We start from the raw sequence: 17532 nt of genomic DNA, 5'->3' as shown, positions 1-17532 counted from the left end.
TGTTACCGCCAAAACATTCAGCTCATAACTAATAATTCACAACTCACAACTCATAACTCCGTGCCGCAGTGAGCATCTACCAAAAGGTTTAATCTATTATGCAACTTCAAGGAAAAACAGCTCTTGTTACAGGAGCTTCGCGCGGAATTGGGCGATCGATCGCCCTGGAATTAGCGAGACAAGGAGTCAAACGTTTGTTGATTGTGGCGCGCAACCGCAGGCAATTAATTGAACTGGCAGAGGAAATCGATCTTTTTGGCACAGAAGTAGTGCCGTTAGCTTTGGATTTAACTCAGTCAGTAGCGGTGAATATTGCGATCGCCCAAGCTTGGCGAGATAGCGGCCCGATTCACCTGCTAGTCAACTGTGCAGGCGTCGCGCACCAAGCATCATTCTTGCGTTCCCCACTGCCATTAATCGAGGAAGAAATCGCCTTAAATTTGCTGGGAACCTACACAATTACCCGCTTAGTAGCGAGGCGAATGGCGACTCAAAAAGAAGGAACAATCGTCAATGTTTCGAGCTTAATGGGAAAAATTGCCGCACCCACAATGGCAACTTATTCTGCTACCAAATTTGCGATTTTGGGATTCACCCAAGCTTTGCGAAGCGAGTTAACTCAGTACAATGTTCGAGTCACAGCTTTGCTGCCATCTCTAACAGATACCGACATGGTGCGAGACTTGGAACAATTTCGCTGGGTAGTGCCCACAACTCCCGAAAAAGTTGCCCTAGCACTTGTCGCGGGATTGCACAAAGATGCACCGGAAATCTTGGTAGGATACCAAAGTCATCTAGCAGTTTGGTGTCACAGAATTGCGCCTTGGTTGCTGGATTTTGTGTTGCGGATGGCAACTCCCGAACTTCGGGATAAATCGCGGGGCCGCAAATTGCGGGAGGCTTTAGCTAGCGGGCGATAAACCCTTTTCTGGGCGGGCTCTTCGGCCCACCCCACAAGAAAACTCATTCTTTTGTGGAACGGGCATCTTGCCCGTTCCGGACTCCTCGGCCATTGGTGTCAACTTAAGCTGTCAGCCCACCCACCCGTTAGTCCGCCAGTCCGCCAGGGGTTGAAACCCCTGTCTAATAGCTAAAGTCCTCTGAAGAGGACTGAGAAGATGAATTTTTGACGTTGCTGAATACAGGTAGGAATCAACTTTTCGCTTGATGTTACAAAACTGACCATACTTGTTTTATAGCAATTGGGAAATCTCAATTCCTACCTGTATTCAGCAACGCCCAGCAACGCCGAATTTTTAAACTCATTAGACCTCTGGCAAAAATAATTAGGACGGGCTCTCCGGCCGATCAATTGATGAAATGGATTTTTGCAATAGGTCTATTAGTCCTCTTCAGAGGACTTTAGCTATTAGACAGGGAATTCATTCCCTGTCGGACTGTCGGACTGTCGGACTGTCGGACTGTCGCACTGTCGGACTGTCGGACTGTCGGACTGTCGGACTGTCGGACTGTCGGACTGTCGGACTATCGCACTGTCGCACTGTCGGACTATCGGACTGTCGGACTACCGATTTAACGTTAACTTGACACCAATGGGCATTGCCGTGTCCCTAGAAGGGCTATGTACTTACTTACCAGCAAAAGTGGTGTATATCATTTCCACTCCCCTTGCAAGGTAAAAGCAGCCCAATAATAGGGAGATTTCCATTTTTCCTCCTGCATCATTTCCATCTGCGCTGCCCTCAAAGCTGCCGCTGGCGCTAACTTTTGTTGCTGCATTTTTTGATAAAACTTTTGCATTAACACAGAAGTTCCTTCATCATCCACACTCCACAAACTCACCGCCACCCGCTGCGCCCCCGCATACATAAAACCCCTTGTTAATCCCACCATTCCTTCGCCTTTAACATTCTGTCCCATTCCCGATTGACAAGCACTTAAAACCACTAAATTTGCCGCCAGTTTCAAGTTGAAAATATCCGTGAGTCGCAAAAAACCATTAACAAGATTGCCTTTGTCATCTATCATCGACATCAGAATTCCTGACAATTCGGGGTTTTTGCTGTTGGCAAGGCCGTGGGTGGCGAAGTGAATGATTTGATAATTGACTAAATTTCCATCGGTAGCAGTAGTGCGACTGGCATCAAAATCAAATATTTGACGGCTAGAAACTGAAGGGAATAAGGTGGATATTGTTTGGGCTTCTTGGCGGGTAAATGGTAGGCGTTCGGGTGGCCATTGCCGATTAGAAGCACGAAGCGAGCGATTTAAATCGAGGTTATTTGCTTCTAATTTTTCTGTTGTTGCTTGGGTGATTTTTCCTTTAATTCTTTCATCGTCTGGACTGAAAACAGGATCTGCTAAAATTGCTAAAGTTCGGCCCGGCGGTTTTCTATCTCCGTAATTTTGCCGGAGAATGGCGAGAGTTGAGGCGGAAGGCAGAGTGATAATTTCATGTTCGACAATTAAGGGAACATTGGTATTTTGTCCAGCGTTTTTGCCAAGAGTTAAAGCTTGAAAAGGGGTATAGTGCAGCACGCCGTCGGGAACAATTAATAGGCGTTTGTTGCCTAATTGGGCTGCTGCAGGTTGTAAAGTTACTTGACCCAGATTGGCAGTTGCTTCAGCAACTTTTTGGGGAATATTTCTCAAAAGGGGGTTGGTAACAGTGTCTTGGAAATTGCGGGCGGCTGTTTCAATGTCTGCGCGTTTTGGCAATTCATAGCTGGTTAGTCCGGTTGATGTCACAACCCACAAATAACTGCGGCTTTCACCGAGGGAATACTGCAATAAAATCGTGTTTTCATCGAGAATCTGTTTCTGAATTTCTGGCAGTGTTAAAGGTTGGGGTTGGGTGAGGGCAGCGTAGCGGGGGCTGGCGGTACGAATCAGGGCTTGAATTTGCTGATATTGTTCCAAAAGTGCGAGGCGCTGTTTATCAATTTCATCGATTTTAGTTGCGTTGGGGTTGGGGGCGCTGATTGTTTCGATGCGCTGCTTTTCAATGGCATCGAGTTGCTGTTGCACGCTCTTTTCTTGTTGCAGTAAATCGGGGGAAATACCTTCGCGAATGTTGGCGTTACTTTCAAAGAGGAGTTCGAGGAGACTGCGGGCCCTCGAACGTTCGCTGGCTTCTAAGGCTTTGCGATCGTAACCGGATTTAGGATTAGTTTTATGCAGTTGCATTAACAAATCGATGTAGAATTCGTAGCGGTTTTGTACTGTGGCAAAGTATGAGCTGCGGAGTTCAGGGCTGGCTATTTTGGTGCGGAGGTTTTCGATGATTTTGATAGAGGCTTCAAGGTCGTTGAGGGCTTCGGTAAGATTGTTTTGAGCGCGCTTGACATAAGCTATGTGGAAAAGGGTGACAGCTTCTCCAGCGCGATCGCCTGTTGCCCGACTCAGGGGAAGCGATTGGCTGTAATACTCTAGCGCTTTCTGTTTTTCTCCCAATTCTGCGTAGACATTGCTGATGTTGTTGAGGGTGGCCGCTTCCCCACTGCGATCGCCTATTGCCCGAAATAGGGGAAGCGACTGGCTGTAATACTCTAGTGCTTTCTGTTTTTCTCCCAAATCTGCGTAGACATTGCCGATACTGGTGAGGGTGAGAGCTTCCCCACCGCGATCGCCCACTGCCCGTTTCAGGGGAAGCGACTGGCTGTAATACTCTAGCGCTTTCTGTTTTTCTCCCAATGCTGAGTAGACACTGCCGATGTTGTTGAGGGTGGTAGCTTCCCCACCGCGATCGCCCACTGCCCGTTTCAGGGGAAGCGACTGGCTGTAATACTCTAGCGCTTTCTGTTTTTCTCCCAATTCTGAGTAGACTAAGCCGATGCTGTTGAGGGTGGTAGCTTCCCCACCGCGATCGCCCACTGCCCGTTTCAGGGGAAGCGACTGGCTGTAATACTCTAGCGCTTTCTGTTGTTCTCCCAATGCTGAGTAGACTAAGCCGATGTTGTTGAGGGTGGTAGCTTCCCCACCGCGATCGCCCACTGCCCGCAATAGAGGAAGCGACTGACTGTAATACTCTAGCGCTTTCTGTTTTTCTCCCAAATCTGAGTAGACACTGCCGATGTTGTTGAGGGTGGCCGCTTCCCCGCCGCGATGGCCTGTTGCCCGTCTCAGGAGAAGGGACTGGCTGAAATACTCTAGCGCTTTCTGTTTTTCTCCCAATTCTGCGTAGACATTGCCGATGTTGTTGAGGGTGGTAGCTTCCCCACGGCGATCGCCTACTGCTCGATACAGGGGAAGCGACTGGCTGTAATACTCTAGCGCTTTCTGGTTTTCTCCAAAATCTGAGTAGACTCTGCCAAGACCAAGGAGGCTAAGTGCTTGCCCTCTATTGTCGCCTGCTTGCCGATACAACTTTAATGCTTCTTCCCACTTGACGATCGCACTTCTTTTTGCTTGGGCCGTTCCTTGCTGGTACAGTTGCAGTCCCTCTTTGAAAGCTTTTTGGGCAGCCTCGCTACTGTTAGTTTGTGCTGTTTGTACAGCTTTGCCAACGGGCACGGCTGCTGCCACTGGCTGACTTAACTGAACCGAAAGCGCGATCGATATACCAGCCAAAAACCATTGAGTGCGATCGAACATAGCCACCCCTTTTGTATTTTTGTCAATTTTACTCACTAGCCCACTGAGCGTACAGGTGGAAGAGGTGAGGGCGATCGGCATTTTTGCTAGAGTGAACGAGTAGTGCGATTCCCTGCAGGATCGCTACGCCGCGCGTACTTTTTCCCAGCATGAACAACATCCTAACTACCCCCGATCCCCTAACCAGCCACTGGGATTGCCCCGAATGCGGCGGCACCGGTACCCTCAGCCCAGAAATTTGCCCTGTTTGTCTCGGAGCAAAATACATCGATCTCGCTACAATAACGAACTGGATGCTCGATTTCATGGAATCTCGCGGCTGCGATCGAGCTGAGATCGATCGATTGCGAACCGAAAGCCCAGACCCCCTAACATTAACTTTTTGCCTCGAAGTTTGTATCGCCCTTAAATAAACAACGATATCAAGTCTGCTTAATTGCTTATAAATCATTTACGGGCATGGGGCATCGGGCATGGTCGGAAAAAAAACGCACTCTACAAGTTGATTTAACTGAAACGAAATAATGCCCAATTCCCTAATTACCAATTTCCCAATTCCCAATATTCAGTGTCCCTTAACCGGATGTTGACCGTAAAAAGGCAAAGCATCCGACCAATCAGGACGACTTCCCATTTGCCACTCCAAATAAGCCAATTCCAACACACTAGAAACCGACCAACCCAACTCGCTACCAACTTCTATTAACTGATAAGAATTCCCCCAATTATCCAACTTTTCCTGCCAAGATTCAGGAGTCATTACCGTATCGGTAAACAACTCAGTTAAACCCGAATTACTGTTAACTGAATAAACCGCCCCAAACAATTGACCCCGCTGTGCAGGCATTTGCAGCGCCATATCCTGATTTGAGATAGATTTTTTACTGCTGCTGCAAGCGACAGCCGCCAAAGTTGAAATCGCAAAAACCGGAATATCCAACTGTTGAGCCAAAGTCCGCGCCGTCACCATACCCATCCGAGTCCCCGTGAAACCTCCGGGCCCCTTCGCCACTGCAATAAAAGCCAAATCCGCCCAAGTTTGCGGCTGAATAAACTCGACTAAATACTGATGCAAATGAGTTGCTAAATCGCGATCCAAATTCCAAGTTTGGCAGCGAGAATCCCCGGCAAAATTGCTGATGGCTAAACCGAGTTCGCGACTAGCTGTGTGCAGGGCTAAGCCGTATTTTTTAACTGATGTTCCGTCTAGGGGATTGCTATTCACGATTAGTGGTAATTTTCCTTAACAAAAAACAGCGGCAAAGCCACAACTAAGCAACCCAAAAGAATGCCAAATATTCCCGTATTTAAAATCCTTGAATTACCCATGCCCCCAGTCATCAAAAACAGCACTACTAAACTTGCAAATAAATTTTTATTGGCAAATTCTTTGTGTTGGGAAACTTGATGCTTCACCGTCATAAAACCCGACGTAACTATTAACGCAAACCAAGAATTAAAAATGACTATTTGAGAGCCAAAGATAAACCAAACTAAGGCAAACATTAGCGCATCTATCCAAAAATCCTGAGTTTTCAACTTCGGCAGCCAAAATTCTTGGGTAGCAACAGGGGCGATTTTCTTGACTAATTGATTGTGTTGCAGCCGCACGAGTTTGTTTCTCAATTGAATCTTTGGATCGATTTGCAATACTTGCTTCCACTCCGGGCGGCGAGAATTGTTGACTCTTCCCAACAGCTTCACGGCTGCGACTTTATTTAGCTGCAAATCGGTGAGTCTGGTGGCAATTATTTGAGATAAGTGCGGATAGTAAACCGGGTTGTCTTCGGTTCTGTTGATGACGATATTGAGCTGTTGCTTGGCTTGACTGACTTGGATTGTAACATTGTACGGGGCGATCGCCTCTTGTAAAGCTTGCTGAATTTCGGCTTGCTCTTGGCGAGTGAAAAGCGACACACCGGGCGCGGGTGTAAGCACCCGTTCTGCGGGCGTTTCCGGCGCGTCTAGCACAGGCGGTGCGTCTAAATACACCGGTTTGGGGTTCAAGTGCCGGATGACTGCTGATGCTGAGCTGTAGCGCCGATTGGTGGCACTTTGAAGCATTGTGTCGAGGATGCGGCCGAAATCGTCGCTAACAGCCGTCTTCAAATAATTTCGCCAAGCCCAAGAATCCTCTGTACTGTCGAACAAATCGAAGGGAGGAATTTCAGTCAGCAAGTGAATGCAGGTAACGCCCAAACTGTAGATATCGCTGGCAAAAACTGCTTTACCCATCAATTGTTCTGGGGCTGTATAAGCAGCACTGCCGATGATTGTACCAGTTGGCTGCAAGCCGTTTGCTGTTACTTTCTTAGCTGCACCAAAGTCTACTAAAACAATATCTTTTTGGAAAGGAGAGGGTTGATAGGAATTTTCTAAGGCGGGTAAAGGAGTTGGAGATAGGCGGCGGCGAATGATATTTTCGGGTTTGATATCGCGGTGAATAACTTTGGATTTGTGGACGAAGTGGAGCACAGGCAATAAATCGTTGAGGATTTGCCGAATTTGATTTTCGGTGAAGGCTCCTTTTTGTTCTAATTCTCTGGCTAGGTTTTTGCCGTCTATAAATTCTTGTACTAAATACTGTCTCCCGTCTTGTTCAAAATGCGCGATTAATTCGGGAATCTGGGGATGTTTGCCCAAGGTTTCTAGCTGGGCTGCTTCTTGGTGAAATAGTTGAGCGGCTTTTTCGGCTGCCGTATTTTGCGGGAAAAATTGCTTGATTACGCACTGCGAAAAAATCAGGGGTTTGGTTTCATCAACTGCTAGAAAGGTTCGGCCAAAGCCTCCTTGCCCGATCGGCTTTATGGTTCGGTAGCGAGATGCTGATGGCGTTTCTGCGTCAATAGTCAACAACAATTTGGAGCCGCAACTTTGGCACAATTCTGCATCCCCTGGGTTGTGCGGATTCTGACAAGTTGGGTTTAAGCAATAGCACATTGGATTTTAGATTTTAGATTTTAGATTTTAGATTTTTAATTGGGAATGGGGAATGGGGAATTGGGCATCGGGCATCGGGCATCGGGCATCGGTAATTGAAAATTGGAAATTGAATATTGGAAATGGAAAATTGAAAATTGGGTAAAAAGAAGAAACAAGAAAATGAGAGCGTTTTATTTTTTCGTTCTTCCTTCTTCCTTCTTCCCTCTTCCTTCTTCCTTCTTCCTTCTTCCTTAAGTCGGGACGAGTTCGCCTGGCCGCAATTTTGCCCATTTGCCGGTCTCTTGCTTGAAACTCTGACACCCGACTACATCCCATTCCATTTCAATTTCGTCTTGGCGGGGACGGATGTTGACGTTGATGGTGGGTTCTACGGGGTCGAAATCGGGTGTTTCGGTGAGGTGAAGCTGTTCGTGCTGTTCTTCTACGGCGTGGTAGGTGAAGCAGCGGTCTACATAGTGGCAGTTAATACAAATACACATTCTTGATATCCTCTGTGCATTTCAAAAAGATTGGTGAAATTTGAGCTTTCTGTTAATCTAGCGTAGCAAGAGTTTAATTGTTTGTAAGTTTGTAGATTTTTGTTGCAATGCCGATTAATTTGCCCTCTTCATTATCTCCTAATACTTGGCCGTTTGATTTGAAACTGCTGACACCGCCTGCTTATCTGGTGGGCGGTGCGGTACGGGATGCGCTGCTGGGGAGGCGATCGCACTATTTTGATTTGGATTTTGTCATGCTAACACGGGCGGTGAAGACTGCTCGAAAAATTGCCGATCGCACGCAAGGTGGATTTGTCTTGTTGGATGCGGAACGCCAAATTGCGCGGGTGGTGTTTGCGGGCGGTACGGTGGATTTGGCGCAAGCGGAAGGGGGGAGTCTGGAGGGGGATTTGCTGCGCCGGGATTTTCGGATAAATGCGATCGCCTACAATCCTTTTACAGGAGAAATCATCGATCCTTTGGACGGTCAAACTGATTTGCGGTTGGGTGTGCTGCGGATGATTTCGCGGTCAAATTTGGAGGACGATCCGCTGAGGTTATTAAGAGCTTACCGCCAAGCAGCGCAGTTGGGTTTTGCGATCGAACCTGAAACTCAATCTGCGATTCGGGAATTAGCGCCGCTGTTGAGTCGGGTAGCGGTGGAACGGGTGCGGACGGAATTGGGTTATTTGTTGAGCAATCCTAACGGTGTTCCTTGGATTTGTCGCGGTTGCGAAGACGGTTTGTTTTCGATTTGGTTTGAAAGTGCGATCGACCGTTTCGATATTTTGACAAAAATTGACGCATCTGCTGACAAATTAGCGGCAATTTACCCGGAATTAGGGAAGGAATTCGGGCGTCAGATTAGAGATACAATTAAAACGCCTTTATTGGCTGTCGCGAAGCTGGCTATTTTGGCAGATTCTGACCCCACAATTGCTGAAGCCCAGTTGCTGCGGTTGAAGTACAGCAATGCGGAGATTAAAAGTGCGATCGGGCTTTTGAATTACTTGCCGAAGTTGCAAGCAAAACCTATCGCGGAAATGTCTTTGCGAGAACAGTATTTTTTGTTTCGGGATGTGGGAATAGTATTTCCCGTTTTAACGGTTTTGGCGGTGGCGGCGGGAGTTGCGGTTGAGGATATTTCACTGTTAATTAATCGCTATCTGGATGCTGATGATATTATTGCTCATCCCACACAATTAGTTAGCGGCAATGATTTAATGGAATATTTGAAATTGCCCAGAAGTCCGCGCATCGGTCAATTTTTAATGGAGATTCAATTAGCGCGGGTGGAGGGTAGAATTGCGACTCGCGAAGATGCGCTGAAATTGGCGGCAGAGTTGGTTGATGTTCATTAATATTTTGCAACTATCGCAACAGTGCGATCCCTCCAATAATCTCTTGACAATCGTCGCTACAATTACTATTATTGAAGTGATGCTTATTAAATAAAAATTATTAAATGGAACCTATGAGTCTGATATCACCTGTGATTTCCGCCGAACGGGGATTGCGAGAGGTTTATCAAAGCAAATACGGCATTCTCTACCAAGAAGACTGTCTCAAGTTTTTAGGTGCTATCCCTGATTACTGTGCAGATATTGTCTTTGCTGATCCGCCCTTTAATCTCGGCAAAGATTACGGTAACGGTACGAGCGATCTGCTGAATTCCAGCGATTATCTTGCTTGGTCCAAACAGTGGCTTAAAGAAAGTATTCGAGTGCTTAAACCGGGCGGAAGTCTATTTATTTTCAACTTACCTAAATGGTGCATTGAGTACGGTGCATATTTAAACCAAGAGGGAATGAACTTTCGTCACTGGATAGCTTGTAGAATGCCTAAAGCCTTTCCTCGCGGCAAGAAAATGTCTCCTGCACACTACGGATTGCTTTACTACACAAAAGGCGAACCAGCAGTTTTCAATAAAGTTTATACCCCGATTCAAGTCTGCCGGCATTGCGGAGGAGAGATTAAAGATTACGGGGGACACCGCAAAAAATTAAATCCTCAAGGTATTAACTTAATGGATGTTTGGGATGCTCCCGAAGATGTCTGGGAAAATGCTTCAGAAGATATTCGAGAAGAAAATCTGTGGACTTTAATTGAGGAAATGTGGACCGATATTCCGCCAGTAAGACACCGGCAGCACAAGAAAAGGGGAGCCAACGAATTAGCTCCTATCATGCTGGAACGTATCATTGCTATGGCATCGAATCCGGGACAAGTTGTAATCGATCCTTTTGGAGGTTCGGGCACTACATTTTATGCAGCAGAGAAGTTAGGTAGGTATTGGCTGGGTACAGAAATCGGCGATATAGAACCAGCAGTGAAGCGGTTACAAGACTTGGCAAATGGAAAAGTTGAAAACTGGGAATCAGCCAGGGGAAAGACCAAAAATAAAGTTAAACAAAACGAGTCAATCCAACTAGAATTGTTTTCTTGACAACTAACATTTTATATTAAAGCGCGGCCATCTGTGCCTTTAGTAATTGTAGGTACGCTGCTATCCAGGGCATCATGTTCAATAACAAATATGGCTAAAAAACCTTCTTGTATGTTAACAGCACGCCAGACATCAAAGTAAGGCTCTAGCTCCTCATAATTGCCAATTCTATCAGTCAAATAAGGGTACAGTTGGCGGCTGGGCAGAACTAATGCCGTCCCCAAAAAAATCCCTCGTAAAATACCGAGAACCAGTTTATTAACAGCACGGTGACTTGATGAGATATTTCCTGTTTCCCATTCAAATGCAAATAAATGATTGTCTAAGATTTTGGTAGCATCTACTCGTCCAGGCGCTCTAGTTGCAAATCTGATTTTAGTTTCAAGCTGCCATCCAAAATTGTCATGAAGAGCAGCCATACAAGCATTTTTGATAGGTTTAACACCGTTTCCGTGCCTGGTTGGATTGATCGTAAAGTTTGATGCACCTACAGGCCAGGCGATCGCGTCAATAGCAATCCGTATTTCATTTTTAATAACTCCCCATTCTTCTGACTCCTCAAAGCTACCGCGACTAATAAGTGATACTTCTTGAACTATCTTCACAGCGTACTAAACCTGTTCATTGATACTTGCTCTTAATTCTTCTGGTAATTCAAACTTGCCATCTGCACCCGGTTCAAACTCAACAACTTTCAACACAGCATCAACATTCAGCGGCCCGTAAATGTGCGGGTAATTTTCACCCGCAGCCAATTCATACTTAATTTCAGATTCTACTTTTTCCGAGTCAATCCAAAGCAGCAGCAATCCTGTTTGTCCCACAAAAAATTTATTAGCAGATTTAAGAACTTGTGGCAGAGTCGAACAGTGGATAAATCCTTCAGTATCTAGCGTATCTCCGCGATAGGATTGAACTTGTTTTGCTTGTTCCCACTGTTGGCTGCGGGTGATGTGAAAAATAATGCTCATAGTTAGATAGGTTTTAGGTTTAATCGACAATTGGCAGCCAAATTTGAGAGGGACAATTCCCGCCACAACTTACTGTCAGCGTGATAATTTTAGCATCGATCGCCCGCGCTTCACCGGGAGGCGCACCCGTTCCCGGATTCACGTCATAAGCGGGAAAACAAGCCGCACTCAAACTCAGACGCAACGCATTACCTTTGGCAATTTGCATACAAGTTGCTTGCAGCACAATTCTTACAGGCGTTTCACCTGAATTCACCCGGACGTAACCTTGAGTAAAATTGTAGACGCTGCCGCTATCTTTTACCTCAGAAAGTATGGTACACAAATCAAAAGTCGGCACATCTGCTGTACAAAATACTTCGACAATGATATCTCCCGCTAAGTGCAAATCTGCTGTTAGCGGTGCCGAAGTGTATGTTAAAACATCGGTGCGGCAGTCAATAGTCGATCGCTCCATCGAACCTGCGGGAAATGCAGCGTGACCTCCCGACCATGGCACCGGCCGCCAAGGGTCATGGACGAATATATCCTCAGTGCAAACATCCGGGCAACAATCTGTTAAAATACCCGCATCTTCTCTCATCGCGGCAAGTCCATTACTTGCTAAAAAATAAGATTTATGATTATTATTAGGCCATTTATCAAATTTCCGCCAATCATTCCTCCCCATCTCAAATAGCGAAATCGACCGCTCGTATAATATTCCTGTATCAACTCCTTTGAGGAAGCGATCGAACCAGCGAATTTGCAGCTCATCCACAGGATTTGAAGCTGCAAAACCATAATCCAACTCTCCAACTTTTCGCCCCCAAGGTAAATGCGCCCAAGGGCCAATTATCAAATGCTGCGGACAGGAACTCCGGCTTGCCATTTCCTTGTAAAGATGGATTGTTCCCCGCAAATAAGTATCAAACCAACCGCCAACGTGCAGCATTGGCAAGTCTAAATCTTTGATGTTTGGCGATAACTTTTCCCAATACTCGCTCGGTCGATAATTATCCAACCAATCGTGATAATATGAGTCTGGTGCCAGATTTTTAATAATCTCAGGACGCGCCGGCACGGTATCGTATAGCGGGAGATTTCTCGCAGCGGCAGAAAAGGCTTGATAGGCAGAAATATCGGCTTTTAGGCGAGCGGTTTCTGCCGCTAGCTGAATTGCCCAGCCGAGATTTGATTGCAGACAAAACGCGCCGCCTTCATAGGCCCAATCTGCGTATAAATTGCACCCTACCATTGCCGGACAAATTGTGATTAAAGCGCTCGGTTTAGCAGCCGCCGCGTAGAGTTGAGTCATGCCTTGGTAGGAAAAACCGTACATTCCGACTTTGCCGTTACTTCCCGGCAAATTAGCAGCCCAATTGACGCTATCAAAACCGTCTTGTGTTTCGCTAACAAATAGGTTAAATTCGCCTTCGGAAGTGCCGCGTCCCCGCACGTCTTGGATGACAACGATGTAGCCGTGTTTGGCGTACCATGCGGGATGGGAATATACTACTGTAGAGGCGATCGCCCTTCCGTAAGGTTGCCGCATTAATAATACTGGAAATTCGCCCTCCGCATCGGGGCGGTAGATATCAGCATCTAAACGAACGGCATCTTTAGTTAGCATTGACGCTGTTTCTTTCGGACAAAGTTTCAGCATAAATCCTAAAAAACATCAAATAAAAAAGTTTGTAGTCAGGGCTTTAGTGCTTCTTCTAAGGACGGAAGCCCTGACTACAAACCTGATGAGATAGTTTTCATCTAAGCCCTCAACTCCTTACTACAAACCTAGCAGGATACGAGTACATCAGATCGCCTGAGAACTCTCATATCTTCCTCATCGAGTTCGACTGGTGTGCCGCTGCGAATTAGCTCTACAAAATCCTCATTCGGCACCATGATGCACAAAGTGTACAAACGTTCACTGCCCGTATTCTCAATTAGGTGAGTGCCTGTTGGAGGCACTAACAAACTATCTCCCGGTTGAATACCAACTGTTTTGCCGTCGCAGGTTGCTTGCCCTTTGCCTTTGAGTACAAAAAACATTTCTACTGCGAATTGATGGCGGTTGGGAGGAGTTTTGCCGCCCACATCGAAAATTTCCACGCAAACAGTTAACGAAACATTAGCTGTTACCGGATCGAAGACGATCGCTAATCTATTAGTATCGCCGGGGCTGATGCGAAATGCTTGGTAGTCTTTCGGAGACTTTATAACAGGAATCATGCAGTGGTTTGTCATTTTTTTATGGTTAGTTGTCAATTGTTAGGTGGGTGGTGTCATTAGTGAAAAGCCAGAGTCCTTAGTTCTCAGTTGAGACTCAAAAATTTATTCCTAATGAGAATGACTAATGACTAATGACAATGAGTAATGACTACTATTTAATTGCTTCTAACATAGCCTGAGAATCCGACAAAAAGCCAAAACATTGTTTAACGTTATAAAGAGTAGCTTGCCAGCAATACTCGGGAGATGTCGTAGCTGTACAATCTTTGACTAAAATACAGTCGTAACCGAGGAAATTAGCATCTTGCAGGGTAGCCATGACGCACTGATCGGCGTTTACTCCTCCGAAGAAAAGTGTAGTTCTGCCGAGGTTCCGCAAGATACTATCTAAAGGAGTATCCCAAAAGCCGCTCATCCGATATTTATCAACACAAATATCCTCCGGTTTGGGTTTTAATTCATCGACAACCTGCGCCGCCCAACTCCCGGCCATCAGTACAGGTGCGTTGTTTTTTGGCAGCGGATCTCCCAAACCTACGCCGTCGCCCGTGGGATTGTAAACGTGACGGGAAGCTGCACTAATATTGAGCAAATCGGGGCGGTTCCCCCAGTTAATCCAAATAATTGGTATTGCGTGCGATCGCAATTTGGGCAGCAAATTTATTAAAGGATTAATTGGACTTCGGGCGGGCGTTACATCTACGCCAATATGTGCTAGCCAACCGTCGGGATGACAGAAATCATTTTGCATATCTATCACCAACATTGCTGCTTTTGCTAAATCCAAACGCAGGGTTTTAGTTTCGGTTTCCAGGGTAACAGGTTGAGGCGCGATCGGCGATCGGGTGATATCGGCAATTTTGGCATCAACTTTCCAAGCATTCGGCGGTACGCCCAAGGTGCGGAGAGAATCAGGATTCATATGGATTGTGACTCAAAAACAATTTTAATCTTATAAGAATTTGATTGTTACTAACTTGTCATATCTTAAATCTTCACTATAATTAAGTATCAGGGGTAACTTTTTGATGAATTTTAGGATTTATTAAGTTTATTACAGTTTGGTGAGCGCAAATGGTACCGCCCTGCCATCATAAAATAAAAATAAATGTAAATTTACAAAAAGGGTAAATCTATGAGCTTTACAATTCAAAATGCTTTAATTTCGGTTGAGAGCGGTTATGAAACCGCAGATGTGCAAGTGGTGGATAATTGCATAAGTGCGATCGCGCCCAATTTAGAGCCTGCGGGAAGAGTTATTGACGGCAAAAATAAGCTGCTGCTGCCCGGTTTTGTCAACGCGCACACTCACTCTTCAGAAATGTGGCAGCGGGGCATAATTCCCCCTTTGCCGCTGGAGTTGTGGATTGCCGAATTATACGATTTTACACCTCTCGATGCCGAACAAGTTTACTTTAGCGCCTTGGGAACGGCGGTAGAAACATTGCTGTCGGGCGGTACAAGCGTAGTCGATCATTTAGTTTTAATTCTGGGGCAAGAATTAGAGACAATTGCCGCAGCAGTTCGCGCTTATCAATAAATCGGCATCCGCGCTTTTATCGGGCAGTTAATGCCAGATGAATCCCTGACTGCGGAAATGCCTTCGGGCGATAGCGGCATCGAACACGCGGCTTACATTCGCTCGACTAAGGCAACTTTAGAGTTAATGGAAGAAGCCATAAAACACTTTCACAATCCCGAAAAAGGTGTTAATATGTTGTTGGTGGCGACGGGAATTCAACTGTGTTCCGATGCTTTGTTTGAAGGCTGCATCGAATTGAGCGATCGCTACAATCTTTGTCGCCACGCCCACCTCTTGGAAACCCCCGCTCAAACACAACTAGCTCACGAAAAATACGGCTGTAGTGCTGTCGAACACCTACAAAAAATTGGTTATTTGAGTCCCCGAACTTCCTTAGCCCACTGCGTTTGGCTAGACGATTCCGACATTGGGATTATGGCAGAAACTGGAGCGACTGTTGTACACAATCCCCTCAGCAATTTGCGGCTAGGAAGCGGAATTGCACCAATTTTGAAATACCGTCAAGCGGGAGTCAACGTATCTTTTGGCTGCGACGGCGCTGCTAGCAATGACTCTCAAGATTTGCTGGAAGCAATTAAAATTGGTTCGATTTTGCACAATCTCACGGATTTGGATTACCGCCAATGGATCACACCGCGCCAGTCTGTAGAAATGGCATCCCTGGGAGGAGCAAAAGGCTTGAATGCGGCTGATGAAATGGGTTCGCTGACAGTCGGTAAAAAAGCTGATTTTGTGCTGTATGATTTAACCAGTTTATCATTGCTGCCGCGCACTGATCCGATTGGCTTGCTAATATTGGGACGCCCGAGTAATGCGGTAGACAGCGTTTGGGTAAACGGCAAGCAAATTGTCGCCGAAGGTAAGGTGAAAACGATCGATGTTGATGCTTTGAGGCGGGAATTATTCGCTCGCAGCGAGTGGACGGGGAAGCGTCAATCGCAAACAGTAAGTGAAATAGAAGCCCACTACCGCCAAGTGATGAAACTCCAAGGTTATTCTTAAAAAATTAACCAATAGAATATGATATCATCTCCGGTTGAATCACATAATTAGCGCCGCCACTAAAAATTAACGCAATCAACCTCGCAAATTCCAATCACTCCGAAGCTCTAGCCATGACCCCCCCTAACAACCAGATAAATGTAGACGCCCGACTTGTTGCAGCTAATACCAAATTTGGTTTTAACTTGTTCAACACCCTAAGCAAACAACAGCCGAATAAAAATATCTTTATTTCCCCTACTTCTGTCGCCCTCGCACTGTCAATGACATACAACGGAGTCAGCGGAGAAACTAAACAAGAAATGACAAAAGCTCTCGAATTAACGAAAATGAGTCCAAAAGCAATCAACGCAGCCAATCACAATTTGCAAAAGAGTTTGCAAAAAGATGACCCCAAGGTTCAAGTATCAATTGCCAACGCGCTTTTGGTCAGACAAGGCTTCTCATTAAAACCCGAATTTTTGCAAATAAATCAACAATACTACCAAGCCAATCTTACCGAAATAGACTTTGAGAGTCCGCAAGAAGCTCTCAGCATCATTAACAACTGGGTGAGCGAAAAAACTCACGGAAAAATTGATAAAATAGTCACTAAAATCAACCCTAATACACTTTTATTTTTGATTAACGCCATCTATTTCAAAGGAAACTGGGAAACGCCCTTTGATCAATCTAAAACTGCCAACAAAACTTTTTATTTAACAGACAGCAGTTCCAAACAGCATCCAATGATGTCCCAGATGGGCTCTTATCGGTGCTACGAAACAGAAACTTTTCAAGCAGTCAGTTTACCTTACGGCAAAAAAGGCGCTCTGAGTATGTATATTTTCTTGCCAAACTCCAATACCAATTTGGCAACTTTCTCGCAGCAATTAACACCCGAAAACTGGAATAAATGGATGCAAGAATTTAGAGTTAAAAGTGGAATGATTGAAATACCGCGCTTCAAAATGGAGTATGAGGTTCAACTGAAAGACACACTTATAGCTTTGGGAATGGCAGAATTTTTCGGTGGATTGAAAACAGACTTTTCCCCGATGACTGATAGCCAAGTAGCAGTAGAATCGGTAAAACACAAAACATTTGTCGAAGTTAACGAAGAAGGTACAGAAGCAGCAGCCGTGACTGTAATTGAGATGACGAGATCTATGCCGGCTTTTGAAATGAATGTAAACCGTCCATTCTTTTGTGCTATTCGAGACAATACTACAGGAACAATATTATTTATGGGTATCATCGTTGACCCCTAATAATATCAAAAATAGTAGGTGCGTCAGGAAATGTTCGATCGACTTTTAATAAAATAACCCTAGCTGGCGCACCCTACCAAGCTAATTATACGGTAAAATATCAGTCTAAAAATAATCATATTTGCGACAAATT

The 17532-nt window shown here is 45.5% G+C and carries 14 protein-coding genes and 1 pseudogene; 6 read left to right on the top strand and 9 right to left on the bottom strand.

From position 1 onward, the window contains the following. Positions 1 to 98: 98 nt before the first annotated feature. Positions 99 to 920: an SDR family NAD(P)-dependent oxidoreductase gene (locus tag D0A34_16785; protein UNU20309.1), complete on the top strand. Its 822-nt coding sequence runs from the start codon at positions 99 to 101 to the stop codon at positions 918 to 920. 694 nt (positions 921 to 1614) lie between these two features. Here D0A34_16785 and D0A34_16780 read toward each other — a convergent pair. Further along, positions 1615 to 4554 (bottom strand): CHAT domain-containing protein, encoded by a 2940-nt coding sequence (locus D0A34_16780; GenBank protein ID UNU20308.1) that lies wholly within the window; start codon positions 4552 to 4554, stop codon positions 1615 to 1617. A gap of 149 nt (positions 4555 to 4703) precedes the next feature. Here D0A34_16780 and D0A34_16775 point away from each other — a divergent pair, with 149 nt between their 5' ends. Then, positions 4704 to 4967, top strand: coding sequence for a hypothetical protein (locus tag D0A34_16775; protein UNU20307.1), 264 nt, complete (start codon positions 4704 to 4706; stop codon positions 4965 to 4967). A 152-nt stretch (positions 4968 to 5119) separates the two neighbouring features. Here D0A34_16775 and tsaB read toward each other — a convergent pair whose 3' ends face one another. The 3 genes from tsaB to D0A34_16760 all read right to left on the bottom strand — a co-directional run bounded on the left by tsaB (position 5120) and on the right by D0A34_16760 (position 7976). Continuing rightward, positions 5120 to 5779 carry a tRNA (adenosine(37)-N6)-threonylcarbamoyltransferase complex dimerization subunit type 1 TsaB gene (gene tsaB / locus D0A34_16770; GenBank protein ID UNU20306.1) on the bottom strand — a complete coding sequence of 220 codons (660 nt, stop codon included), beginning with the start codon at positions 5777 to 5779 and terminating at the stop codon, positions 5120 to 5122. A 2-nt stretch (positions 5780 to 5781) separates the two neighbouring features. Then, complete coding sequence (locus tag D0A34_16765; protein ID UNU20305.1) at positions 5782 to 7494, bottom strand: serine/threonine protein kinase; 1713 nt, start codon at positions 7492 to 7494, stop codon at positions 5782 to 5784. 233 nt (positions 7495 to 7727) lie between these two features. Continuing rightward, positions 7728 to 7976 carry a hypothetical protein gene (locus D0A34_16760; GenBank protein UNU20304.1) on the bottom strand — a complete coding sequence of 83 codons (249 nt, stop codon included), beginning with the start codon at positions 7974 to 7976 and terminating at the stop codon, positions 7728 to 7730. Positions 7977 to 8083: 107 nt separating this feature from the next. Here D0A34_16760 and D0A34_16755 point away from each other — a divergent pair, with 107 nt between their 5' ends. Both D0A34_16755 and D0A34_16750 read left to right on the top strand, forming a co-directional pair. Then, a complete protein-coding gene (locus D0A34_16755; GenBank protein ID UNU20303.1) occupies positions 8084 to 9337 on the top strand; it encodes a CCA tRNA nucleotidyltransferase in 1254 nt (417 codons plus the stop codon). A gap of 104 nt (positions 9338 to 9441) precedes the next feature. Next, entirely contained in the window at positions 9442 to 10422 is a 981-nt protein-coding gene (locus D0A34_16750) for a site-specific DNA-methyltransferase (GenBank protein ID UNU20302.1), read from the top strand. Positions 10423 to 10433: 11 nt separating this feature from the next. Here the strand turns inward: D0A34_16750 and D0A34_16745 are convergent, their stop codons facing one another. The 5 genes from D0A34_16745 to D0A34_16725 all read right to left on the bottom strand — a co-directional run bounded on the left by D0A34_16745 (position 10434) and on the right by D0A34_16725 (position 14526). Next, positions 10434 to 11027, bottom strand: a complete 594-nt coding sequence (locus tag D0A34_16745; GenBank protein ID UNU20301.1) for a restriction endonuclease — start codon at positions 11025 to 11027, stop codon at positions 10434 to 10436. 6 nt (positions 11028 to 11033) lie between these two features. Continuing rightward, the gene (locus D0A34_16740; protein UNU20300.1) at positions 11034 to 11393 is read right to left on the bottom strand and encodes a DUF952 domain-containing protein; all 360 of its coding nucleotides are present in this window, start codon (positions 11391 to 11393) and stop codon (positions 11034 to 11036) included. Positions 11394 to 11412: 19 nt separating this feature from the next. Next, complete coding sequence (locus D0A34_16735) at positions 11413 to 13038, bottom strand: CocE/NonD family hydrolase (protein ID UNU20299.1); 1626 nt, start codon at positions 13036 to 13038, stop codon at positions 11413 to 11415. Between the two features lie 128 nt (positions 13039 to 13166). Beyond that, positions 13167 to 13604: a cupin domain-containing protein gene (locus D0A34_16730; protein ID UNU20298.1), complete on the bottom strand. Its 438-nt coding sequence runs from the start codon at positions 13602 to 13604 to the stop codon at positions 13167 to 13169. 151 nt (positions 13605 to 13755) lie between these two features. Then, positions 13756 to 14526, bottom strand: a complete 771-nt coding sequence (locus D0A34_16725; protein UNU20297.1) for a cysteine hydrolase family protein — start codon at positions 14524 to 14526, stop codon at positions 13756 to 13758. 213 nt (positions 14527 to 14739) lie between these two features. Here D0A34_16725 and D0A34_16720 point away from each other — a divergent pair. Then, a pseudogene (locus D0A34_16720) lies at positions 14740 to 16149 on the top strand (amidohydrolase). A 113-nt stretch (positions 16150 to 16262) separates the two neighbouring features. Next, entirely contained in the window at positions 16263 to 17399 is a 1137-nt protein-coding gene (locus D0A34_16715; GenBank protein ID UNU20296.1) for a serpin family protein, read from the top strand. Positions 17400 to 17532 lie beyond the last annotated feature (133 nt).

This window comes from Microcoleus vaginatus PCC 9802, from assembly GCA_022701275.1.
Lineage (GTDB): Bacteria > Cyanobacteriota > Cyanobacteriia > Cyanobacteriales > Microcoleaceae > Microcoleus > Microcoleus vaginatus_A.
This window is presented reverse-complemented; position numbering and strand designations above follow the sequence as displayed.